Below are 20,220 nucleotides of genomic sequence, written 5' to 3' on the forward strand. Positions count from 1 at the left end.
CGAAGGAGAACCTCATGACCACGTATGCAGTCACCGGCGCCACGGGCGGCCTCGGCGGTGCGGCGATCGCCGCACTCATCGCCCGCGGCGTCGCCCCGAGCGACCTTGTCGCGCTCGCACGCGACGAGGCGAAGGCGGCTCCGCTCGCGGAGTCCGGCGTCACCGTCCGCATCGCCGACTACGAGCAGCCTGAGACCCTGGTCGCGGCCCTGACCGGAGTGGACCGGGTCCTTCTCGTCTCAGGGTCGGAGGTGGGGCGGCGCACCCCGCAGCACCGCAACCTCGTCGACGCGGCGAAGACGGCAGGAGTCGGTTTCATCGCGTACACGAGCCTGCTCGGCGCGGATACGTCGCCGCTGCTCCTGGCCGACGAGCACCGGGACACCGAGGCGTACCTCGCCGAGAGCGGTGTCGATCATGCGATCCTGCGCAACGGCTGGTACTCGGAGAACTATGCGGCGTCCGCTGCAGCAGCGGTCGAGAGCGGCGTCTTCTACGGATCGGCGGGCACAGCGACAGTGGCGCCCGCCGCGCGTGCCGACTTTGCGGACGCGGCCGCCGCAGCCGTCATCGCGCCGGAGCCCGGCCGCGTGTACGAGCTCGCCGGATCCCGGCATCTGACATACGCCGACATCGCCGTGGTGTTCGGCGAGATCGCCGGCACGACGGTCCGCTACCAGGACCTTCCGGTCGCCGACTACAAGGCGGCGTTACTCGCCGCAGGCCTTCCCGAGGAGGCGGCGGAGATCGTGTCTGATTCGGACGCGGGCGCGGCCGCAGGCGCACTCGACTCGTCGTCGACCGAACTGGACGATCTGCGGGGCGGAGCAGCGCAGACGCCGTTCGCCGACGTGATCCGGGCGGCGAGCGCTATCTGAGCACGCTGAGCGTCGAGCCCTGGACGAGGACGATGCGGCCGTCGACGACGGACGCGTCACCGTTGATCGGGAATGTCCACGCCTGGTCGCCGGTGGACGGACGGAATGCCGTCAGCTGACTTCCGTTGCCGAAGACCGCGACCTCGTCGGAGGCTCCGACGCACGACAGCATGTCGATATCGACCTCCGGATGGCCCAGCGCGGGCTCGGGGAGTTCGCCGACCCGCGCGCCGTCGGCGAGCGTGAAGAACACGCGCGAGCGGTCCTTCCGGGCGAACGACACCTGTGGACCGCACGGGCGGGTGTGGACCTTCGACAGTTCGGCGTCCGCCACCTCCCAGACGGCGCGGCCGGTTCCCGGGTCGAGGATCTGGTAGCGGCCGTGCGACTCGAGGACGGTGTCGCCCGCCGCGGTCACCACGGGCAGCGTCGACGGGCCGGGCACCACCTGCAGGCCGTCGGCGCTCCGGGTCCGATCGGGGTCGACGACACCGTCGGAGACGCGATAGAAGTCGAGGGTGGTGGTGCCGTCGTGGCTGCGCGAGACGACGAGGCCGGTCGGATATGTCGTCACCTCGCAGTCCTGGCAGGCGACGACGTCCTCGCCGGTCTCCGGGTCGAGCACGAACCGAGCCCCGTCCGAGGTCGTGACGACGAGGACGCCGTCGGAGACGGTCGGCGTCGCCGACGATGCGAAGGTGCGGCTCCATCGTTCGTCGCCCGACGGGGAGCGGCGGGACACCCCGTACCCGCTGTCGTTCACGTGGATGTAGTCGGCGCCGATGCCGACGAGGTCGGCTGTGTCCGAGCCACGCGACGCCGGCTCCAAATGTCCGGATTCGCGGTCGACGAGGAAGAAGCCGTTGTCGGGTCCGTCGGTCCGGGTCCGCACCGCGCAGCCGATGTCCCCCGACTCGTCGAACGCGCACGCGCCGAATCCGGCGTTGACGGGGGCGTCCCACCGGGACGCGCCGGTGTCGGCGTCGACGAGCACATACACCCGGCGGATGCCCGCAGTGTAGGAGACGAGCCAGTCGTCGCCCGAGGTGTCGGCGACCTCGATGTCCCCGTCGCCGGTGAGCCCGGGCAGCGATTGCTCGTCGAGGGTCCATGCCGTCTCCGGCGCCGATGTGTAGCCGTGCAGAACGCCGTGACCTCCGGCGATCTCGTCCTCGGCCGATTGGCCCAGGACGAGGCCCGCAGTGATCACGAGAGCGGCCGAGCCGAGGGCGGCGACGGCGCCCATGCCGAGCGGGAGGCGGCGGGAACGGGTCTGGATCGGCATACGGTCAGTCAATCACGCGGTCGCGCCGCGGGCGCGCAGGAGAAGCGTCATCTGTCCGACCTCGTCGCCCTGCTCGGTGATCATCGCCAGCGCCAGCCGTCGGGTCGGCGCCGACGCGGTATCGGAGTTCTGGGCGGCCGTCGCCATCTCGATGCCGCCACGGTGATGCCGCACCATCAGTTGCAGAAACAGGACCTCCGCGGCGGCGCCCCGCGCATCCGACAGTCGCGCTAGCTCGTCGGTGCTCGCCAGTCCCGGCATCGGCGGCTCGTCGTCGTCGACGGTCGTCTGCTCGTGATCGTGGTCGCCGGGATGCATCCACGCCATGGGCCGGTCCGACGTTGGCGGCAGACCGAACCAGTCGAGCCATCCGCGCATGGTCGCCGCTTCGGCGGCCTGCGTCGCGGCGATCCGGTCGGCGAGCCCCTTGACCTCCGGTGCGACGTCGGCGTTGACCGTGTTCGCGATCAGGATCGCCTGATCGTGGTGCACGCTCATGTCCTGGGCGAACCCGATGTCGACGGCGTTCGGTTCGTGGGAGTTCTCTTCGGCGCGATGGTTCTCCCAGGCGATGCCGCCGAAGAAGCCTGCCGCTGCCATGACGAGCGCCAGCAGAACGGCGCACGCGATCGTGGTCGCACGTGTCATCCCGAGACGGACTCTTGATCTGCGGGCGGGGTGTACACGGACGGACTCAACTGCAACGCGTAGAACCCGCCGTCGGAGCACGTGGTCCACAGTTGGCTGCCGTGGAACTCGGGCGGCGAGAAGCACCAGTCGGTGGACATGTCGCCGCCGACGACCATGCCCGAGCGCGGCCCGAGCGCGTCGTTGAGCTTCGCCTTGCCGTTGACGATCGACATGCCCAGACTCAGGAATTCGATCGCGGGGACGCCGATGATCGAGCCGAGGACATGCGCCGAGTTCGGCAGGTCTGCGATGGTCGAGTTCTTCTGTGCGGGCGGGTTGAAGTAGGCGATCTCTCGGATCTTCGTCAGATCGCGGATGTCGAAGACGCGGATCCCCGACGACTCCCACGAGCAGGCGAGCGTCGTCGGGTCGTCGGGGCGGTCGGCCGCGCAGTAATGCGGGTTGCTGCTGAAGAGGCTGTTGCCCATCGAGTCGCGAAGATTGGTGTCGAGATTCTCCGGCAGGTTGATCTCCAGTTTGATCTGCGCGACGTACTTCGGTTTGTTCACCTTCGTCACGTCGAACACCTTGACGCCGCCCGACCCGCCTTCGTCCGCGGTGATGATGTGCGGCCGACCGTCGTACGTCACCGGAATCGAATGCTGATTGAGCTGGCCGTCCGGCCACAGATACGCCGCCAGATGTCTGACCTGCGGGAAGCGTGCACGGCGTTGCACGGAGCTGATGTCGAGGACCGTCACGCCCGCCATGTTGGACAGGTACATCCGGTTCCCGTCCGGCGAGATGCCGAAACCGTGGCCGAGGAAACTGTGCAATCCCTGCCAGATGACGCGCGGCGACGACGGGTTGGAGACGTCGATGGCGCTGAGATGCCCGGGGAAGACCCCGGACGCCCAGTAGGTGCGGCCGTCGGGCGACCAGCCGCCCTCGTGTGAGGTGAACGGCAGCGGTGTCGCCGTCCCCGCGCCGTGGTTCAGCAGGCGGGGGTGTTCACAGTCGGAGATGTCGTAGACGGCGAAGTACCCGCCGCCCCACAGCAGTGGAACCGAGGTTGCGGCGAGGAGCTTCCGCTTCTTGTTGACCTTGAGTGTCTCCCACGTGCCGCCGCGCATCGCGGGCGCAGTCAGGGAGTCGACGACCTTCGGCGCACTCGGATCGGCGACGTCGACCACCTGCACGCCGGGCTGGCGGACGAGGTTGTTCCCCGGGAACAGGCTGCCGGTGTAGCTGCAGTGGTCGTATGTCGCGGACACGATCCCGCCGCCCGCACCGCGCACGTTGCCGACCTGAGTGAGGTTGCAGTCGTACCCACGTCGCGAGCGGCCAGAGTTGCGGTCCTCCGCGGTGACCTGGCCCTGCAGGGCGCGTTCGGGGCGCGATCCCGCGCCGCACTCGGCCCGCGGAACGGCGACGTCCGAGATGTCTCCGAAGACGTGGTTGGCGGCGTTCGCGGCGGGCGCGACCGCCGTCGAACCGACTAATGCGATCACTGATCCGATCGCGACGACGGCGGCGAAACGCCATGTGGAAGTCCGTGCACGCGCCATGGCCAGTCCCCGCAGTCCCGATGCTTATGGTGTGCCGCAAGGTAACACGCAGCACTCGTGGTCCGCGGCCTGTTCAGGGAAATCCGGTCGCGCTGACGCTGCGTTGAGTGACGTTCGCTCACGGCGTAGACGGCCGGGAACATCATTCCTGCGTGCAGCGTTGTCAACCTCAGACCCCCATCGTGGTCGACGGCATCCGCCCGAGACCGGAGTAATGCGCGGTCGGCTCGCTGCGACCACTAGAGTGGACGTAGGGCTGGTCGTCATACTCTGCCGCGGCTGCGCGGCAACGACCGGGGCGCAAGCTATCGAGGGAGAACAATGTTCGAACGGTTCACCGACCGCGCACGCCGGGTTGTCGTCCTGGCGCAAGAAGAAGCGCGGATGCTCAACCACAACTACATCGGCACCGAGCACATCCTGTTGGGCCTCATCCATGAGGGTGAAGGCGTGGCAGCGAAGGCGCTCGAGTCGCTCGGCATCTCGCTCGAGGCCGTGCGCAGTCAGGTGGAGGAGATCATCGGCCAGGGCCAGCAGGCTCCGTCCGGTCACATCCCGTTCACCCCGCGCGCCAAGAAGGTCCTCGAGCTGAGCCTGCGTGAAGCGCTGCAGTTGGGCCACAACTACATCGGCACCGAGCACATCCTGCTCGGCCTGATCCGCGAGGGCGAAGGCGTCGCCGCGCAGGTGCTCGTCAAGCTGGGCGCCGACCTCAACCGGGTCCGTCAGCAGGTCATCCAGTTGCTGTCGGGATACCAGGGCAAGGAGCCGGAGACGGCGGGCACCGGCGGACGTTCGTCCGACTCGGGCGCTCCGTCGACGTCGCTGGTCCTCGATCAGTTCGGCCGAAACCTCACGACCGCGGCGTCGGAGGGCAAGCTCGACCCCGTCATCGGGCGCGAGAAAGAGGTCGAGCGGATCATGCAGGTCCTCTCGCGTCGCACCAAGAACAACCCGGTCCTCATCGGTGAGCCGGGCGTCGGCAAGACCGCCGTCGTCGAAGGCCTCGCGCAGGCGATCGTCGCGGGCAACGTCCCGGAGACGCTCAAGGACAAGCAGCTGTACACGCTCGACCTGGGTTCCCTCGTCGCGGGCAGCCGGTACCGCGGCGACTTCGAGGAGCGCCTCAAGAAGGTCCTCAAGGAGATCAACACCCGCGGCGACATCATCCTGTTCATCGACGAGCTGCATCAGCTCGTCGGTGCGGGCGCGGCCGAGGGCGCGATCGACGCCGCCAGCATCTTGAAGCCGAAGCTGGCTCGCGGCGAACTGCAGACCATCGGAGCCACCACGCTCGACGAGTACCGCAAGTACATCGAGAAGGATGCGGCGCTGGAGCGTCGTTTCCAGCCGGTCCAGGTCGGCGAACCGTCGGTCGAGCACACCATCGAGATCCTCAAGGGTCTCCGTGACCGCTACGAGCAGCACCACAAGGTGTCCATCACCGACGGTGCGCTCGCCGCTGCCGCATCGCTGGCCGACCGGTACATCAACGACCGGTTCCTGCCGGACAAGGCGATCGACCTCATCGACGAGGCGGGCGCGCGCATGCGCATCCGTCGGATGACCGCTCCGCCAGACCTGCGCGAGTTCGACGATCGCATCGCCGACGCGCGCAAGGAGAAGGAGTCGGCGATCGACGCGCAGGACTTCGAGCAGGCCGCCAGCCTCCGCGACAAGGAGAAGAAGCTCGTCGCCGAGCGCGCCGAGCGCGAGAAGCAGTGGCGTGCGGGCGATCTCGACGTCGTCGCGGAGGTCGACGACGAGCAGATCGCCGAGGTCCTGGGTAACTGGACCGGTATCCCCGTCTTCAAACTCACCGAGGAGGAGACCAAGCGTCTGCTCCGCATGGAGGACGAGGTGCACAAGCGGATCATCGGCCAGGAGGACGCCGTCAAGGCCGTCTCGAAGGCGATCCGTCGCACGCGCGCCGGTCTGAAGGACCCGAAGCGTCCGTCGGGCTCGTTCATCTTCGCCGGCCCGTCGGGTGTCGGTAAGACCGAGCTGTCGAAGGCGCTGGCGAACTTCCTGTTCGGCGACGACGACGCGCTCATCCAGATCGACATGGGCGAGTTCCACGACCGGTTCACCGCGTCGCGTCTGTTCGGCGCCCCTCCGGGATACGTCGGCTACGACGAGGGCGGGCAGCTGACCGAGAAGGTGCGCCGCAAGCCGTTCTCGGTGGTCCTGTTCGACGAGATCGAGAAGGCGCACCCGGAGATCTACAACACGCTGTTGCAGGTTCTCGAGGACGGTCGTCTCACCGACGGCCAGGGGCGCACGGTCGACTTCAAGAACACGGTGCTGATCTTCACGTCCAACCTCGGCACCGGCGACATCTCGAAGGCCGTCGGCATGGGCTTCAGCAACGACGACGGCAGCGGCAACAACTACGAGCGGATGAAGCAGAAGGTCAACGACGAGCTGAAGAAGCACTTCCGCCCCGAGTTCCTCAACCGCATCGACGACGTGATCGTGTTCCACCAGCTGAAGCGGGACGAGATCCTGCAGATGGTCGATCTGATGATCGCCCGTGTCGAGACGCAGCTGAAGAACAAGGACATGGCGATCGAGGTGACCGAGAAGGCCAAGAGTCTGCTCGCCAAGCGTGGTTTCGATCCGGTGTTGGGTGCGCGTCCGCTGCGTCGCACCATCCAGCGCGAGATCGAGGACCAGCTCTCCGAGAAGATCCTGTTCGAGGAGGTCAAGGCGGGCCAGATCATCCTGGTCGACGTCGAGAACTGGGACGGGGAAGGGGACGGCGAGGACGCCAACTTCACCTTCACCGGTTCGGAGAAGCCGCGCGACATCCCGGACGACGCGGTCGAGCTGACCAAGTCGGTCGGCTCCGGCGACGACGCCTAGGCGATCTGACGCGGCAGCGATCTACGACGAACGGCCGACGGGTACCTCCCGTCGGCCGTTCGTCGTGTCCGGGCCGACGTGGCCGGCAGTGCCCCGAACAAATGACGGCGATCTGTGTGGACGACCGTTCGTATGTTTAGGATTCATTCACGAAAGATCCGGCCAAATCGGCCGATCGTGATCAACGAGTCGGGAGACGAACCATGACATACGGACCGCCGAACCAGCCGCCGCCCACCTTCGGGCAGCAGCCGCAGTTCCCCGGTGCGCCTGTGACGGCGGGACAGAACGGGAAGCCGTCCGTGCAACGGGCGATCCTCGCCCCGACGGCCCCGCCGAACAAGAAGAGTCTGCTGGTCGGTGTCGGCGCCGCAGTCGTCGGCGCTCTGCTGATCGTCTTCAGCTTCCTGAACTGGTTATCGGTGAACGTCTCGTCGTCGCAGTCGATTCCGGGCGCGGGCACGATGTCGATGAACATGGAATTGTCGGTCAACGGTGTCGGCGGCTATGCGACCGACGTCGACGTCGACCTGCCCGATGGCATACCGGACTCCCTCGCGGACGACGTGAGGACGAGTGCCGACGAAGGATTCGCGGAAGGCGCAGACGATGGACCGGGCTCGCCCGCTGTCTGGACGATCGTCTTCGGCGTCCTGCTCATCATCGGTGGTGCGTTGATCGCGGCTCGTCGGTTCCCCGGTATCGGGTCGATCATCGTCGCCGTCGCGGGTCTGGCGACGACGCTCGCGACCATCGTGTTCGTCGCCGACCCGCTCGGCGCGTTCGGCGGAGACATGGGCGACATGGACGGCGGCGGAGCTGAAGCCGGCGCCGGTTACGGCTTGTGGCTGACGCTGGTGTTCTCCCTGGTCGCTCTCGTAGTGGGGGCGCTCGCTGTGCTCATGACGGTGGCCCCCGAGAAGTTCGGCACCGCATCGCGGCCTGCCGGGCCGGGCGTCGGCGCTCCGCATCAGTTCGGCGCACCCCAGCGGCCGGGCTTCGGCCAGCCGCAGCCGGGTCAGCCTGCTCCGGGCCAGCCGCAGGGCGGCTTCCCGCCGGTGCCGCCGCAGGGCCCGAACTACGGTCAGCAGCCGCCGAACTACGGTCCTCCCCAGGGCTGACGTTCGGCGCGACGCCACTGATTCTCTTTTCGTCCGAGAGTTCGGACCACTCTGTGGTCTCAACTCTCGGACGAAAGTGTGTGTGTGGTCTCGAGTGCTGGTCGAACATCACACGCGAGAGGTCCAGCAGATTCGTGATGTTCACAGGTTCCTATGTGAAACTACAACTCATGTCTTCGTCTCGAATCCCATTGTCGCGCGTCCTGATCGTCGTCATCACGATGGCGATCGTGGCGGGCCTCGGTGTGGCGATCGCGACTGCGCGGGACGCCGGCGGCGCCGCCGTCGCCGAACCGTTGATGGCGGCCAAGAACTCACCGGCCGACAAGCCCCGATACGTCGCGATGGGTAGTTCGTTCGCGTCCGGCCCGGAATCGAACAAACGCGGTCCCAACAACTGTGGCCGCAGTCAAGACAACTACCCCAATCGGGTCGCCGACGCCCTCGGTTACCGGCTCGTCGACGTCACCTGCGCGGGGTCCACGACGTCGGAGATCCTCGGGCCGTCCAAGAGGTATCACAAGCCCGCGCAGATCGACGCCGTCACATCCGACACGGACGTCGTCACCATCACCACTGGCGGCAATGACGTCGGCTACATAGGTCGGCTCGGCGTGCAGAGCTGTGTGAACCTGGCGATGACCGGCAAGCGTCCGTTGCGCTGCAACGCCAACCGGGTGCCCTCGCCCGCCCCGGTCACCGAATCGTTCGTCTCCGTCGAGCGTCGTATGGAGAAGATGGTGCGCGCGGTGAAAGCCCGTGCGCCCAAGGCCAAGGTCGTCTTCGTCGACTACCCGCCGGTCGTGTCCGTCGCTGACGTCGCCTGCCCGAAGCTGCCGCTGGCGCCGTGGGAGATCGTCGAAGCGGGACTCGTCGCAGACTCGTTGGCCGCAGCCACCGCGAAAGCCGCGCACGCGACCGGGTCCGCGCTAGTCCAGCCGTCCCAGGCGGGCAAGGCGCACACCGTGTGCTCGGCCGATCCCTGGCTGCAAGGTTTCCCCGGCGCTCCGCCCTACCATCCGACCGAGTCGGGCAAGGACGGCGTCGCGGATCTCGTCATCAACGCGATGCGCTGAGACGTCGAACGATCCTGGAAAGAACTTCGTCCGCCGATCTGGACCACATAGTGGAACAGATCGGCGGACGAGACGTATGCGCCGTCAGACCCGCGGACTGGGGTCCACCGACGACTCCGCGTCCTGGTCGATCGGTGCGTCGGTGACCGGGTCGTCGAGTTCGTTGACCTGGGACGGTGCGTCCGCAGCGAGGGCCGTCGCGACGTCGGCGGCACGCTGTTCGCGCGTCTCCGACAACTGGCGGTAGGCGACGACCGCAGCCGACACGAGGAGCAGCGCGCTGATCGCGGCGATGAGCGAGCCGATCGATGTGTTGCCCCAGAAGCGCAGGGCGAGACCGAACGCGATACCGCCGCAAGCGACGAGAGCCGACTCGAAGGGACGCTGCTGGCGCCAGTCCTCACGCTCGCGGCCCGTCGTGATGAGGCTGACCGGGCTGCGGCGCAACGTCTCCACCAGTGCCACTGTCAGGACGATGGTGATCAGATACGTGAAGAAGATCATCCAGAACTGGCTGAGGTTGATCCACTGACGCGTCGTGCTCATGACCTCCGACAGCACGAAGACGTGCGCCAGATAGATGCCGTACGACCGATCCGAGCCCTTGCGCAGGATCGTGTCCGGAACGGAGCCCGGAGTCCGGCGCGACTGCCATACGGTGCCCAGGATGTACAGGATGCAGATGATCGACAGCAGCGCGAACGCGTTGTGCAGCATGAAGACGTTCGTCGCACGGAACATCTCCTCGGTGCCGGCGGCCGGATCTTCCATACCGGTCGCGATGTTCGCCTTGCGGGCGAAGTAGACCAGCGTGGTGATGATCGTGGCGAGGCCTGCGCCCACGATGAACCAGCGCCACCGCTTCATGAAGTCGGTGAACGCGTCGAAGTGGTAGGCGGCGAGACAGCCGGCGAAGATGAAGAACTGGTACGGCAGGATCGTCACCGGCAGGTAGCGCCACAGCGCACCCAGGACGCCCGACTCGAACAACGCCGTCGGAGCGCCGCGCACCATCTGGTACATGAACCACGCCTGGATGAGCGCGCTGAGCGCCAGCAGGTAGCGGTGGTAGCCCCACGTCCGTTTGATCATCCACAGGACGGCCGGGAACACCAGGTAGATCTGCATGCTCACCGACATGAAGTACAGGTGATACGCGGCATGGCCGGTGATGAGGTCGTAGCCGATGCTCTTCACTGCGAGCCCGATGTCGTGGGCACTCGAGAAGATCTGGGTGACCCCGTCGATACCGCCGTGGTCGTAGTGCTTCTTCAACCAGTAGAAGAGCGACCAGACCAGGAACGGCAGACCGATCAGCTTGTACCGCTTGCGCCAGAACGTCGGAGCGTGCAGTTCGCGGTTGCGGTACTGGTAGGTCAGCACGAAGCCGGTGAGCGCGAAGAAGCAGTAGCGCGTGTACCGGAGCATCAGACCGACGCCCTGCGCGACGACCGCCGTGTACGGGACCATGCCCAAGATCACGTGGTCGAGAATCACTCCGGCGAACGTGACCAGACGGACGAAGTCGATCTGGTAGAGGTGCCGGTCCTTCTTGGCGGGCTTGGCCTGTACCGGGGCCTCGACCTTCTCTTCGGTGAGGTCGCCTGCTTTATCTGACATAGGTGTAGCGGTCCGTCTCGTCCTTCGGGGCGCGCGCGGGCGCGTTTGGTGACTGTAGGCAGGCTACTCGCCCGGCGGGTGACTTCCCGCATCGCGATGGCCGGAGGACGGCGTGTTGCCGGGATTGGGACGCTGCTTCCGATTCCCGAATCACGTCCGGGCGCGCTATGCTGCTGGGACAGATGTTTCTAATGAGGCTGGTGGGGTAAATGATGCGAGTGTCTGTCGTGCGTGGGGTCGCCGCACTCTCTGTTGCTGTCGCGGCGTGCTCGGGAGCGGGCACCGCGTTCGCCGCGCCGTCGTCGACGACGACGCCGCGCGTTCCGGCGACGGCGCAGCTGCCGTCCCGCATCATCTCGACCACCGCCGTCACGCCGCGCGAGGCGCTTCTCGAGGTGTACTCGGCGTCGATGGGGCGCAACATCTCGCTCACTGTGCTGCGACCGACCGACCGGGCGCGCCCGGCCCCGGTGCTGTATCTCCTCAACGGAGCGGGCGGCGGTGAGGACTCGGCCACGTGGAAGGCCAAGACCGACTACAAGGCGTTCTTCGCCGACAAGCACGTCAACGTCGTCACGCCGAACAGCGGTGCGTTCTCGTACTACACCGACTGGCAGAAGGACGATCCGGTGCTCGGCCGCAACAAGTGGCAGACGTTCCTCACCCAGGAGCTGCCGCCGCTGGTCGACAAGGCGTTCGACACGACCGGCGCCAACGCGATCGCGGGCATTTCGATGTCGGGCACGTCGGTGCTCAACCTCGCGATCGCCGCGCCCGAGCTCTACCGCTCCGTCGCCGCGTACAGCGGGTGCGCCCGCACGAGTGACCCGCTGGGGCAGGCGTACATCCGGACCGTGGTCGGCGACCGCGGCCGCGGCGACGTCACCAACATGTGGGGTCCGCTCGACGGCCCGGGCTGGAAAGAGAACGACCCTTACCTGCACGCCGACAAGCTCAAAGGCGTCAAGGTCTACATGACCAGCGGCACCGGGCTGCCCGGCCGGTACGACGTGCCGAGTGCGCGACTGATCGACGGCGACCCCGCCGTCCTCCTCGATCAGGTCCTCATGGGAGGGGCTATCGAGGCCGTGGTCAACAGCTGCACCCAGCAGATGAAGCAGGCTCTCGACAGGTCAGGCGTCGACTCGACGGTGACCACTCGACCGACCGGCACTCACTCGTGGGAGTACTGGCAGCGTGACCTGCACACGACGTGGCCGTCGATCGCGAAGGACCTCAGCGCGCCTGCCTGACGCTCTGGGGCCGGTCACGTGGGTGCGGTCAGCTCGGAAGCCGTCAGCTGGGCGCCGCCTGCTGGAATGTCGGCTACTTGTCGAGGAGCAGCCGGACGGTCAGTTCCATCCGGTTCGTGACGTCGGTCGCCGAGACGCGGCGGGTGAGCCATTGGACGAGGTTCGACATCCACACGTCCGAGATGACACGGGCGATCGCCAAGTCCTGCTCCGACGGCTCGCCGGGGTCGGACGGGTCGAGGATCGCGCCGGCGAGGAGCCGGTCGATCGTGCCCGCGACGCGGTCGACCTCGGCCGTGGCCGAGGCGTCGGCGAACATGAATGCGCGCGTCATGGCCTCGGTCAACAACGGGTCCCGCTGCATCGAGTAGGTGATCATGCTGAGCACATGACGCAGACGTTCCATCGCGTCGTCGCCCGGCAGCTGGGTTCGGTCGACGCGTCCCTCGACGCGCTCGAACTCGCGAGCCAACGCGGTCACCAGAAGGTGGACCTTGGACGGGAAGTAGCGGTAGAGCGTTCCGACGGCCACATCGGCCTTCTCGGCGACGGCCCGCATCTGAACCGCGTCGTAGCCGCCCTTCGATGCGAGCGCGAGCGTCGCGTCGAGGATGCGACGGCGTCGCTCCCGCTGGGCGGCCGAGCCGACCTCGGCGCCCGAAGTCGGGGTGGCGACCGGCGGCGGCGCCGCCGGTGCGTCGTTCTCGCTCGTGGTGCTGGCCGTACCTGCCATGTGCGGCGTCCTCCTCGGATGTCGGGTGGTCGCTGGTTGGCAGCGGCACTTGGATGGTGTACACCCTAGGTGTCATTAGAACAGGTTCTAATTGGCCGCACCAACAGAAACGCAGAGGAAACACCCGTGACAATCGCCACCTCATCCGACCAACTTGCTGTGTACGAGAGTGTAACCGAGTGGGCGAAAGCGAAAGCCGTGGTCGACGCGGTGCGGGCCGACGTCGACGGGGCGGGCCCGTCGTGGCGCGGGCTCTTCGTCGAGCTCGGCGAACTAGGGATCTTCGCGGCTGCCGTCGACGATTCTCGCGGTGGCGCAGGCGGGACTCTCGTCGACGTCGCGGTGATGTTGGAGGCCTGCGGTTCGTCGCTCGTGCCGGGGCCGCTCGCGGTGTCGGTCGCGGCGGCGTACGCCGCCGCCCAGCAGGAGTCGCCCCACGCGCAGTCACTGCTCGCGGGCGAGCGGCCCGTGGTGGCTCCGGCCGCCGCGATCGCCTCGGGACGACCGTTCACGCCCGTCGACGGCGTCGTCGACCTCGGCCCGGTGCCCGGATGGGTGGACGACGCGTGGATCGCGGCGCCGCTCACCGCTGACGACGGCAGGTCTCGTTGGTGTCTGATCGACGCTGCGACGGTGACGGCCGATGTCGCCGAAATGGCCGGTCCGCTCGATGGGACGGCTGTCCCGCGTCGCGTGCGGCTCTCGGGCGTCGACGACGCGACCATCGTCGAACTGGTCGACGGTCAGTCCTTCGTTGCGGTGCTCACGCTCGGCATCGCCGCCTATCAGGCCGGCGTCTCCCGTCATGCGCTCGACGTCGCGGTCGACTACGCGAAGGTGCGGACCCAGTTCGGCGCGCCGATCGGGTCGTTCCAGGCGATCAAACAGATTTGTGCCGACATGCTGTGCCGCAGCGAGCAGCTCGCCGCAGCCACCTGGGACCTGGCGTCCGCGCTGGACTCCGGTGACCGCGAACAGGTTCGGCTGAGTCGGCTCGCCGCAGCGGTCCTCGTCGCCGACCTGTCCCCCGCCAACACGAAGGACGCGATTCAGGTCCTCGGCGGCATCGGATTCACCTTCGAGCACGACGCCCACCTGTACCTGCGGTCGGCGCTGGCGGCACGCATGATCCTCGGGCAGGGGAAGGCGGCGCGGACCGAGCTCGCGCAGCTGGGACGAGACGGCGCGCGCCGCGAGTTCTCGCTCGACCTCGACTCCGTGGAATCCCGTCGAGCGGAGATCGCGGCGGCCGCAGACGAGGTGGCCGCGGTCCCCGAAGCGGAGCAGCGGGCGGCGCTCGCGCGGACCGCACTGCTGGCCCCGCACTGGCCGGAGCCCTACGGCTTCGGCGCGGGGCCGGCTCTGCAGCTGCTGATCGACGCCGAGCTGGACCGCGTCGGCGTCGTCCGGCCCGATCTCGTCATCGCCGGGTGGGCGTTGCCCACGATCCTCGAGCACGGGACCGACGCGCAGCGCGAGAAGTTCGTGGCACCGACGCTCGCGGGCGACATCCGTTGGTGCCAGCTCTTCAGCGAGCCCGAAGCCGGATCGGACCTCGCGTCGCTGCGCACCAAGGCCGTGCGGACCGACGGAGGCTGGTTGCTCACCGGGCAGAAGATCTGGACGTCGGAGGCGCACATGTCGCAGTGGGCCGTGTGCTTGGCGCGCACCGACTCCGACGCGCCCAAGCACAAGGGCATCACCTACTTCCTCGTCGACATGGCAGCCTCGGGCATCGATATCCGCCCGCTGCGCGAACTGACCGGCCGTGCGATGTTCAACGAGGTGTTCCTCGACGGAGTGTTCGTTCCCGACGAGATGGTCGTCGGCGAGATCGACGGCGGGTGGCGACTGGCCCGGACGACTCTCGCCAACGAGCGTGTCGCGATGGGCGGATCCGGGCTCGGGAAGGAGGTCGACGCACTGCTGACGCAGATCGACGGCGTCGACCTCGACGACGACCAGACTCGGGCACTCGGCGGGATCGTCGCCGACGCCCACATCGGTCGCGTGCTGGACGCGCGCGCCGTCGTTCAACGTCTCTCGGGCACCGACCCGGGCGCCACGTCGAGCGTTCGGAAGCTGATCGGCGTCGTTCATCGCCAAGCCGTTCCGGAGTTCGCGACCGATCTGCTCGGCGTCGAAGCGCTCGCGTCGACGACGGCGACGGAGCTGCTTCTGCTCAACCGCTGTCTGTCGATCGCCGGCGGTACCACGCAGATTCTCAAGAATGCGGCCGCTGAACGGATTCTAGGTCTGCCTCGAGGCTGATCTCGTGACCAGCGCCACCCTCCATCTGATACAAATAGAACAAGTTCTAGTTATTCAGATTGGAGGCACGGGTGGACTTCACCCTGGACCCCGCGGCTGCGGCCGTCGGCGAGGCTGCGGACGAGGTCGTGCGACGTCTCGAGCCCGATTGGGAGAGCAGATTCGCCGGGAACGGATTCGACGCGGACGCGTGGCGCGCGTTCGTGGAGGCAGGCTTTCCGGTGATGCCGCTGCCGGAGAGCGTCGGCGGTGACGACCTCGATGTCGACTCGTTGCGCCCGCTCGTCACACGGGCCGGACGCGACGCCGTCGTCACGCCGCTGCTCGGAACACTGGCCGCCGGACTGATCGTGCGCGCGGACGTCGGTGCGGTCGCGGTCGCGATCGGTGAGCCCGGTTCGGCGCTCGGCGACCGGCAGACCACCGTCCTGTCGGACGGCGTCGTCACCGGCGTCAAGACCGGCGTCCTGCATGCCGACGCGGCCGACACCCTCCTGGTCACGACCGACGGCGGCGTCGCGGTCGTGGCGGCAGACGCCGACGGCGTGCAGATCACCCGGACCACCTCGTCGTCGGGGTGGGGTGAATGCACGATCCGTTTCGACGGCGCCCGCGCCGATCGCGTGCTCGCCGACGACGTGCCGCGACTCGTCGACGTCTACCGCTCGCTGCTCGCCGCGTACGCGTCTGGTCTGCTCGCGGGCGCTATCGCCCGCACCGCCGAGCACGTCAGCACGCGCAACCAGTTCGGCAAGCCGATCGCCGCCTTCCAGGCCGTCGGACAGCAGCTCGCCGACGTCTACGTGGTGTCGGCGACGCTCGACCTGGTCGCGACCGCGGCCGCATGGGAGCTCGCGCAGGGACGTGACGCGGCGACGGACCTCGCCACCGCGGTCTACACCGTCGCCTCCGAACTGCCCGCCACGATGCGAACCATGACACACCTGCACGGCGGAATCGGCGTCGACGTGACGTACCCGCTGCACCGCTACTTCTCCATCGCCAAAGACCTCGCCCGACTGGTCGGCGGCGCAGACCGCACTCTGGGGGTGCTCGCATGTTCATAGCGCTCACCGACGATCAACTCGCGCTCCGTGACGAGCTGCGCACCTACTTCTCGACCCTCATCAGCGACGACGACGCTCGGACGATGAGGACCGAACGCCACGGGCCCACGTACCGCAAGGTGATCAAACAGATGGGCTCCGACGGGTGGCTCGGCGTCGGCTGGCCGACGGAGTTCGGCGGCCGCGGATTCGGCGAGATCGAACAGCAGATCTTCACCAACGAAGCGGTCCGCGCGGACGTGCCGCTGCCGTCGGTCACCCTGCAGACCGTCGGCCCCACGCTGCAGAAATACGGGACCGCCGAACAGAAGGACATGTTCCTGCCGCGGATCCTGGCAGGCGACGTGCATTTCGCGATCGGCTACACCGAGCCGGACGCCGGAACCGACCTCGCGTCGCTGACCACGAGAGCAGTGCTCGACGAGACCGGCGAGAACTACATCGTCGACGGTCAGAAGATATTCACGACCGGCGGCCACGACGCCGACTACATCTGGCTCGCCTGCCGCACCAACCCGGATCTGCCCAAGCACAAAGGGATCACCATCCTCATCCTGGACACTCGTGATCCGGGTTTCTCGTGGACGCCGATCATCACCGCCGACGGCGCCCACCACGTGAACGCCACCTACTACAGCGGAGTCAAAGTCCCGGTGTCGATGCGGGTCGGTGACGAGGGCGACGGTTGGAAGCTGATCACCACCCAGCTCAACCACGAGCGGGTCATGCTCGGCCCGTCGGGTCGGATCAGCGGGATCTCGGACAAGGTCCGCCAGTGGGCGCAGGCCCACGACGTCGACGGCGAACCGGACGTGCGTCGGACCCTCGCGAAGATCGACGCCTACGAACGGCTCAACGAGTTGCTCAACTGGCAGGTCGCTTCCAGCGGCGAGATCTCGATGGCGTCGGCGGCCGCGACCAAAGTGTTCTCCACCGAGCGCGTGCAGACCATCCACCGGATGGTCGACGAGATCGTCGGCCGTCACGGCGACTTGACCGATCCGGCCACCGCCGACCTCGCCGACTGGCTCGACATGATGGCCAAGCGCAACGCGGTCATCACATTCGGCGGCGGCGTCAACGAGGTGATGCGAGACATGATCGGCACCGCCGGTCTCGGCCTGCCGCGAGTGAAGAGGTGACCCCATGACGAATGTGACTGTGACGAATGCGAACACGACTGCGTTCGGGACGATCACGCCCGACTCGACGGACGACGAGATCCGCGCGGCGGCCGACGCCATCAAGGCGGCGGGTGCGAGCGCACCCACCGCGGGGCGCGACCCGGTCAACCGGCCGATGATCCACAACTGGGTCGAGGCGATGGGCGATACGAACCCGATCTACGTCGACGACGATGCGGCACGTGCCGCCGGACTCGACGGGATCGTCGCACCGCCTGCCATGGCTCAGGTGTGGACGATGCGCGGACTCCGCGGCGCCCGCACCGACGACGACCCGTTGGGGCGGGCGACCGCGCTGTTCGATGCGGCCGGTTACACCTCCGTCGTCGCCACGAACTGCGACACCGTCTACCACCGGTACGTTTCGCCCGGCGACGAGGTGACCCTCTCGGCAGAGCTCATCGACATCGTCGGCCCCAAGCACACCGCCCTCGGCGACGGCTGGTTCTTCACCACGAAGAACACGTGGAGACGGACGAACGGGCCGGACGGCGACGGGGGCGGCGAGATCGTCGCGGAGATGAACTTCCGAATCCTCAAGTTCGCGCCCGGTCCATCGAAAGCCGAGAACCCGGCGCCCGACCTCGACCCGTCGAAGCTGATCCGTCCGACCACCTCGCGGGACACCGCGTTCTTCTGGGAGGGCGTGGCCGCCCACGAACTGCGCATCCAGGAGCTCGCGGACGGTTCGCTGCGACACCCGCCGATTCCCGCCACCTGGAAGCCGCGCGGTGACGACGGCGAGTTCGGGACCACCGACTACCGTGTCGCATCCGGTCGCGGAACCGTGTACAGCCACGTCGTCCATCACGCGCCCAAGGTGCCCGGACGGTCGTTGCCGTTCGTCGTCGCACTCGTCGAACTCGAGGAGGGCGTCCGCATGCTCGGCGAGCTGCGCGGCGTCGACCCCGCCGACGTGCGGATCGGGCTGCCCGTCGATGTCACGTTCCTCGACTTCCCGGCAGACGGTGACGAACCCGCGTGGACGCTGTATGCGTTCACGCCGAGCGAGGGAGACGGCCAGTGACCGCACCGACGATCGCGGTGGGCGCAGCACTCACACCCTTGACGATCGAGGCGACCCCGACGTTCGTGGTGTCGACGGCGATCGCCACACGCGACTTCCAGGACGTCCACCACGACCGGGATCTCGCACACCAGAAGGGGTCCAAGGACATCTTCGTCAACATCCTCACCGACACCGGGCTGGTGGAGCGTTTCGTCACCGACTGGGCCGGGCCGACGGCGAGGATCGCGTCGATCGCATTGAAACTCGGGGTCCCCTGGTACGCCTACGACACGTTGACGTTCACCGGTGAGGTGACCGAGATCGAGTCCGCGGGCGTGGACGGCGAACGTGTGACGGTTGCCGTGACCGGCACCAACTCACTCGGTAAGCATGTGATCTCCACTGTGGTCTTCACCAGGAAGGATGCCGCGTGATGACTGACCGCGCACTGTCGGGGAAGGCGTCGATCGTCGGCATCGGCGCGACTGACTTCTCCAAGAACTCGGGTCGCAGCGAACTGCGACTGGCCGCTGAAGCCATCACCGCCGCCCTCGACGACGCCGGGCTCACCGCAGCGGACGTCGACGGTCTCGTCACGTTCACCATGGACACCAACATGGAGATCGCCGTCGCCCGCGCCGTCGGGATCCCGCAGCTCACGTACTTCTCCCGCATCCACTACGGCGGCGGGGCAGCGTGTTCCACGGTGCAGCAGGCGGCGATGGCGGTCGCGACCGGTGTCTGCGACGTCGCGGTGGCCTACCGTGCGTTCAACGAACGCTCGGGCAACAGGTTCGGCCAGGTCAACGCGGCCGTCGCCAACCAGGAGAACTCGTCGGGCACCGACAACGCGTTCTCCTATCCGCACGGCCTGTCGACGCCCGCCGCATTCGTCGCGATGACCGCCACCCGCTACATGCACGAATACGGGGCGACCAGCGAAGACTTCGGTCAGATCGCCGTCGTCGACCGCAAACACGCGGCGACCAACCCGAAGGCCTTCTTCTACGAGAAGCCCATCACGATGGAGGACCACCAGAAGTCGCGGTACATCGCCGAACCGCTGCACCTGCTCGACTGCTGCCAGGAGTCCGACGGTGGTGTCGCGATCGTCGTGGTCTCGGCCGAACGCGCCAAGGACCTGCGTCGGACGCCGGTGTCGATCGCGGGCGCCGCCGCGGGCAGCGGCAGCGACCAGTTCATGATGACCAGCTATTACCGAGACGAGCTGCCGGCTCTCGAGGAGATGGGCCTCGTCGGCCGCCAGCTGTGGGAGCAGTCGGGCCTGCGCCCGGACGACATGGACCTGGCCGTCCTCTACGACCACTTCACCCCGTACACGCTCATCCAATTGGAGGAGCTCGGCTTCTGCGGTCGCGGGGAGGCGAAAGACTTCGTGTCCGAACCCGGCGCCCTCGAAGTAGGCGGACGGCTGCCGTTGAACACACACGGCGGACAGCTCGGCGAAGCCTACATCCACGGGATGAACGGCATCGCCGAAGCCGTGCGCCAGCTGCGCGGCGATTCCGTCAACCAGGTCGACGGAGCGTCGAAAGCCATCGTCACCGCAGGAACCGGCGTTCCGACGTCGGGCCTGGTCCTCACCCTCTGACCCCCTCCCCGCTGATCCCACTTCACTGCCACCATCAAGGAGACACCG

At 67.5% G+C, this 20,220-nt stretch carries 16 protein-coding genes; 11 read left to right on the forward strand and 5 right to left on the reverse strand.

The features are described from left to right. Positions 1–14: 14 nt before the first annotated feature. Complete coding sequence (locus L5G28_RS05355) at positions 15–878, forward strand: NAD(P)H-binding protein (RefSeq protein WP_237000631.1); 864 nt, start codon at positions 15–17, stop codon at positions 876–878. Here L5G28_RS05355 and L5G28_RS05360 read toward each other — a convergent pair. From L5G28_RS05360 to L5G28_RS05370, 3 genes are read right to left on the reverse strand one after another with little or no spacing between them, the layout of a single operon-like run. After that, on the reverse strand, positions 871–2,163 hold the full coding sequence (locus tag L5G28_RS05360; protein WP_237000632.1) for an outer membrane protein assembly factor BamB family protein: 1,293 nt from the start codon (positions 2,161–2,163) through the stop codon (positions 871–873). The genes L5G28_RS05355 and L5G28_RS05360 overlap by 8 nt on opposite strands. A gap of 12 nt (positions 2,164–2,175) precedes the next feature. Further along, the gene (locus L5G28_RS05365) at positions 2,176–2,811 is read right to left on the reverse strand and encodes a DUF305 domain-containing protein (RefSeq protein WP_237000633.1); all 636 of its coding nucleotides are present in this window, start codon (positions 2,809–2,811) and stop codon (positions 2,176–2,178) included. Further along, positions 2,808–4,361 (reverse strand): LVIVD repeat-containing protein, encoded by a 1,554-nt coding sequence (locus tag L5G28_RS05370; RefSeq protein ID WP_237000634.1) that lies wholly within the window; start codon positions 4,359–4,361, stop codon positions 2,808–2,810. Before L5G28_RS05370 ends, L5G28_RS05365 begins: the two co-directional genes overlap by 4 nt. A gap of 321 nt (positions 4,362–4,682) precedes the next feature. On the opposite strand from L5G28_RS05370, the gene L5G28_RS05375 reads away from it, so the two are divergent. The 3 genes from L5G28_RS05375 to L5G28_RS05385 all read left to right on the forward strand — a co-directional run bounded on the left by L5G28_RS05375 (position 4,683) and on the right by L5G28_RS05385 (position 9,423). After that, complete coding sequence (locus tag L5G28_RS05375; RefSeq protein ID WP_237000635.1) at positions 4,683–7,226, forward strand: ATP-dependent Clp protease ATP-binding subunit; 2,544 nt, start codon at positions 4,683–4,685, stop codon at positions 7,224–7,226. 203 nt (positions 7,227–7,429) lie between these two features. Beyond that, positions 7,430–8,347 carry a hypothetical protein gene (locus L5G28_RS05380; protein WP_237001287.1) on the forward strand — a complete coding sequence of 306 codons (918 nt, stop codon included), beginning with the start codon at positions 7,430–7,432 and terminating at the stop codon, positions 8,345–8,347. 170 nt (positions 8,348–8,517) lie between these two features. Then, on the forward strand, positions 8,518–9,423 hold the full coding sequence (locus L5G28_RS05385; RefSeq protein ID WP_237000636.1) for an SGNH/GDSL hydrolase family protein: 906 nt from the start codon (positions 8,518–8,520) through the stop codon (positions 9,421–9,423). Between the two features lie 84 nt (positions 9,424–9,507). On the opposite strand, the gene L5G28_RS05390 is transcribed toward L5G28_RS05385, so the two are convergent. Beyond that, entirely contained in the window at positions 9,508–11,043 is a 1,536-nt protein-coding gene (locus L5G28_RS05390) for an acyltransferase (protein WP_237000637.1), read from the reverse strand. Between the two features lie 209 nt (positions 11,044–11,252). Here L5G28_RS05390 and L5G28_RS05395 point away from each other — a divergent pair, with 209 nt between their 5' ends. Next, positions 11,253–12,296, forward strand: a complete 1,044-nt coding sequence (locus L5G28_RS05395) for an alpha/beta hydrolase (protein WP_237000638.1) — start codon at positions 11,253–11,255, stop codon at positions 12,294–12,296. A gap of 73 nt (positions 12,297–12,369) precedes the next feature. Here L5G28_RS05395 and kstR read toward each other — a convergent pair whose 3' ends face one another. Beyond that, a complete protein-coding gene (gene kstR / locus L5G28_RS05400; protein WP_237000639.1) occupies positions 12,370–13,029 on the reverse strand; it encodes a cholesterol catabolism transcriptional regulator KstR in 660 nt (219 codons plus the stop codon). Between the two features lie 126 nt (positions 13,030–13,155). Here kstR and L5G28_RS05405 point away from each other — a divergent pair, with 126 nt between their 5' ends. The 6 genes from L5G28_RS05405 (at position 13,156) to L5G28_RS05430 (ending at position 20,172) form a co-directional block, all read left to right on the forward strand. Beyond that, positions 13,156–15,300 carry an acyl-CoA dehydrogenase family protein gene (locus L5G28_RS05405; protein ID WP_237000640.1) on the forward strand — a complete coding sequence of 715 codons (2,145 nt, stop codon included), beginning with the start codon at positions 13,156–13,158 and terminating at the stop codon, positions 15,298–15,300. Between the two features lie 71 nt (positions 15,301–15,371). Beyond that, the gene (locus L5G28_RS05410) at positions 15,372–16,367 is read left to right on the forward strand and encodes an acyl-CoA dehydrogenase family protein (RefSeq protein WP_237000641.1); all 996 of its coding nucleotides are present in this window, start codon (positions 15,372–15,374) and stop codon (positions 16,365–16,367) included. Then, positions 16,358–17,509, forward strand: coding sequence for an acyl-CoA dehydrogenase family protein (locus tag L5G28_RS05415; protein ID WP_236997751.1), 1,152 nt, complete (start codon positions 16,358–16,360; stop codon positions 17,507–17,509). Before L5G28_RS05410 ends, L5G28_RS05415 begins: the two co-directional genes overlap by 10 nt. A gap of 4 nt (positions 17,510–17,513) precedes the next feature. Beyond that, complete coding sequence (locus L5G28_RS05420; protein ID WP_237000642.1) at positions 17,514–18,578, forward strand: bifunctional MaoC family dehydratase N-terminal/OB-fold nucleic acid binding domain-containing protein; 1,065 nt, start codon at positions 17,514–17,516, stop codon at positions 18,576–18,578. After that, on the forward strand, positions 18,575–18,994 hold the full coding sequence (locus L5G28_RS05425) for a MaoC family dehydratase (RefSeq protein ID WP_308191553.1): 420 nt from the start codon (positions 18,575–18,577) through the stop codon (positions 18,992–18,994). The genes L5G28_RS05420 and L5G28_RS05425 overlap by 4 nt, the downstream gene beginning before the upstream one ends. Beyond that, complete coding sequence (locus L5G28_RS05430; protein ID WP_237000644.1) at positions 18,994–20,172, forward strand: lipid-transfer protein; 1,179 nt, start codon at positions 18,994–18,996, stop codon at positions 20,170–20,172. Before L5G28_RS05425 ends, L5G28_RS05430 begins: the two co-directional genes overlap by 1 nt. Positions 20,173–20,220 lie beyond the last annotated feature (48 nt).

The organism is Gordonia liuliyuniae (genome assembly GCF_021739025.1).
Taxonomy (GTDB): Bacteria; Actinomycetota; Actinomycetes; order Mycobacteriales; family Mycobacteriaceae; genus Gordonia; species Gordonia liuliyuniae.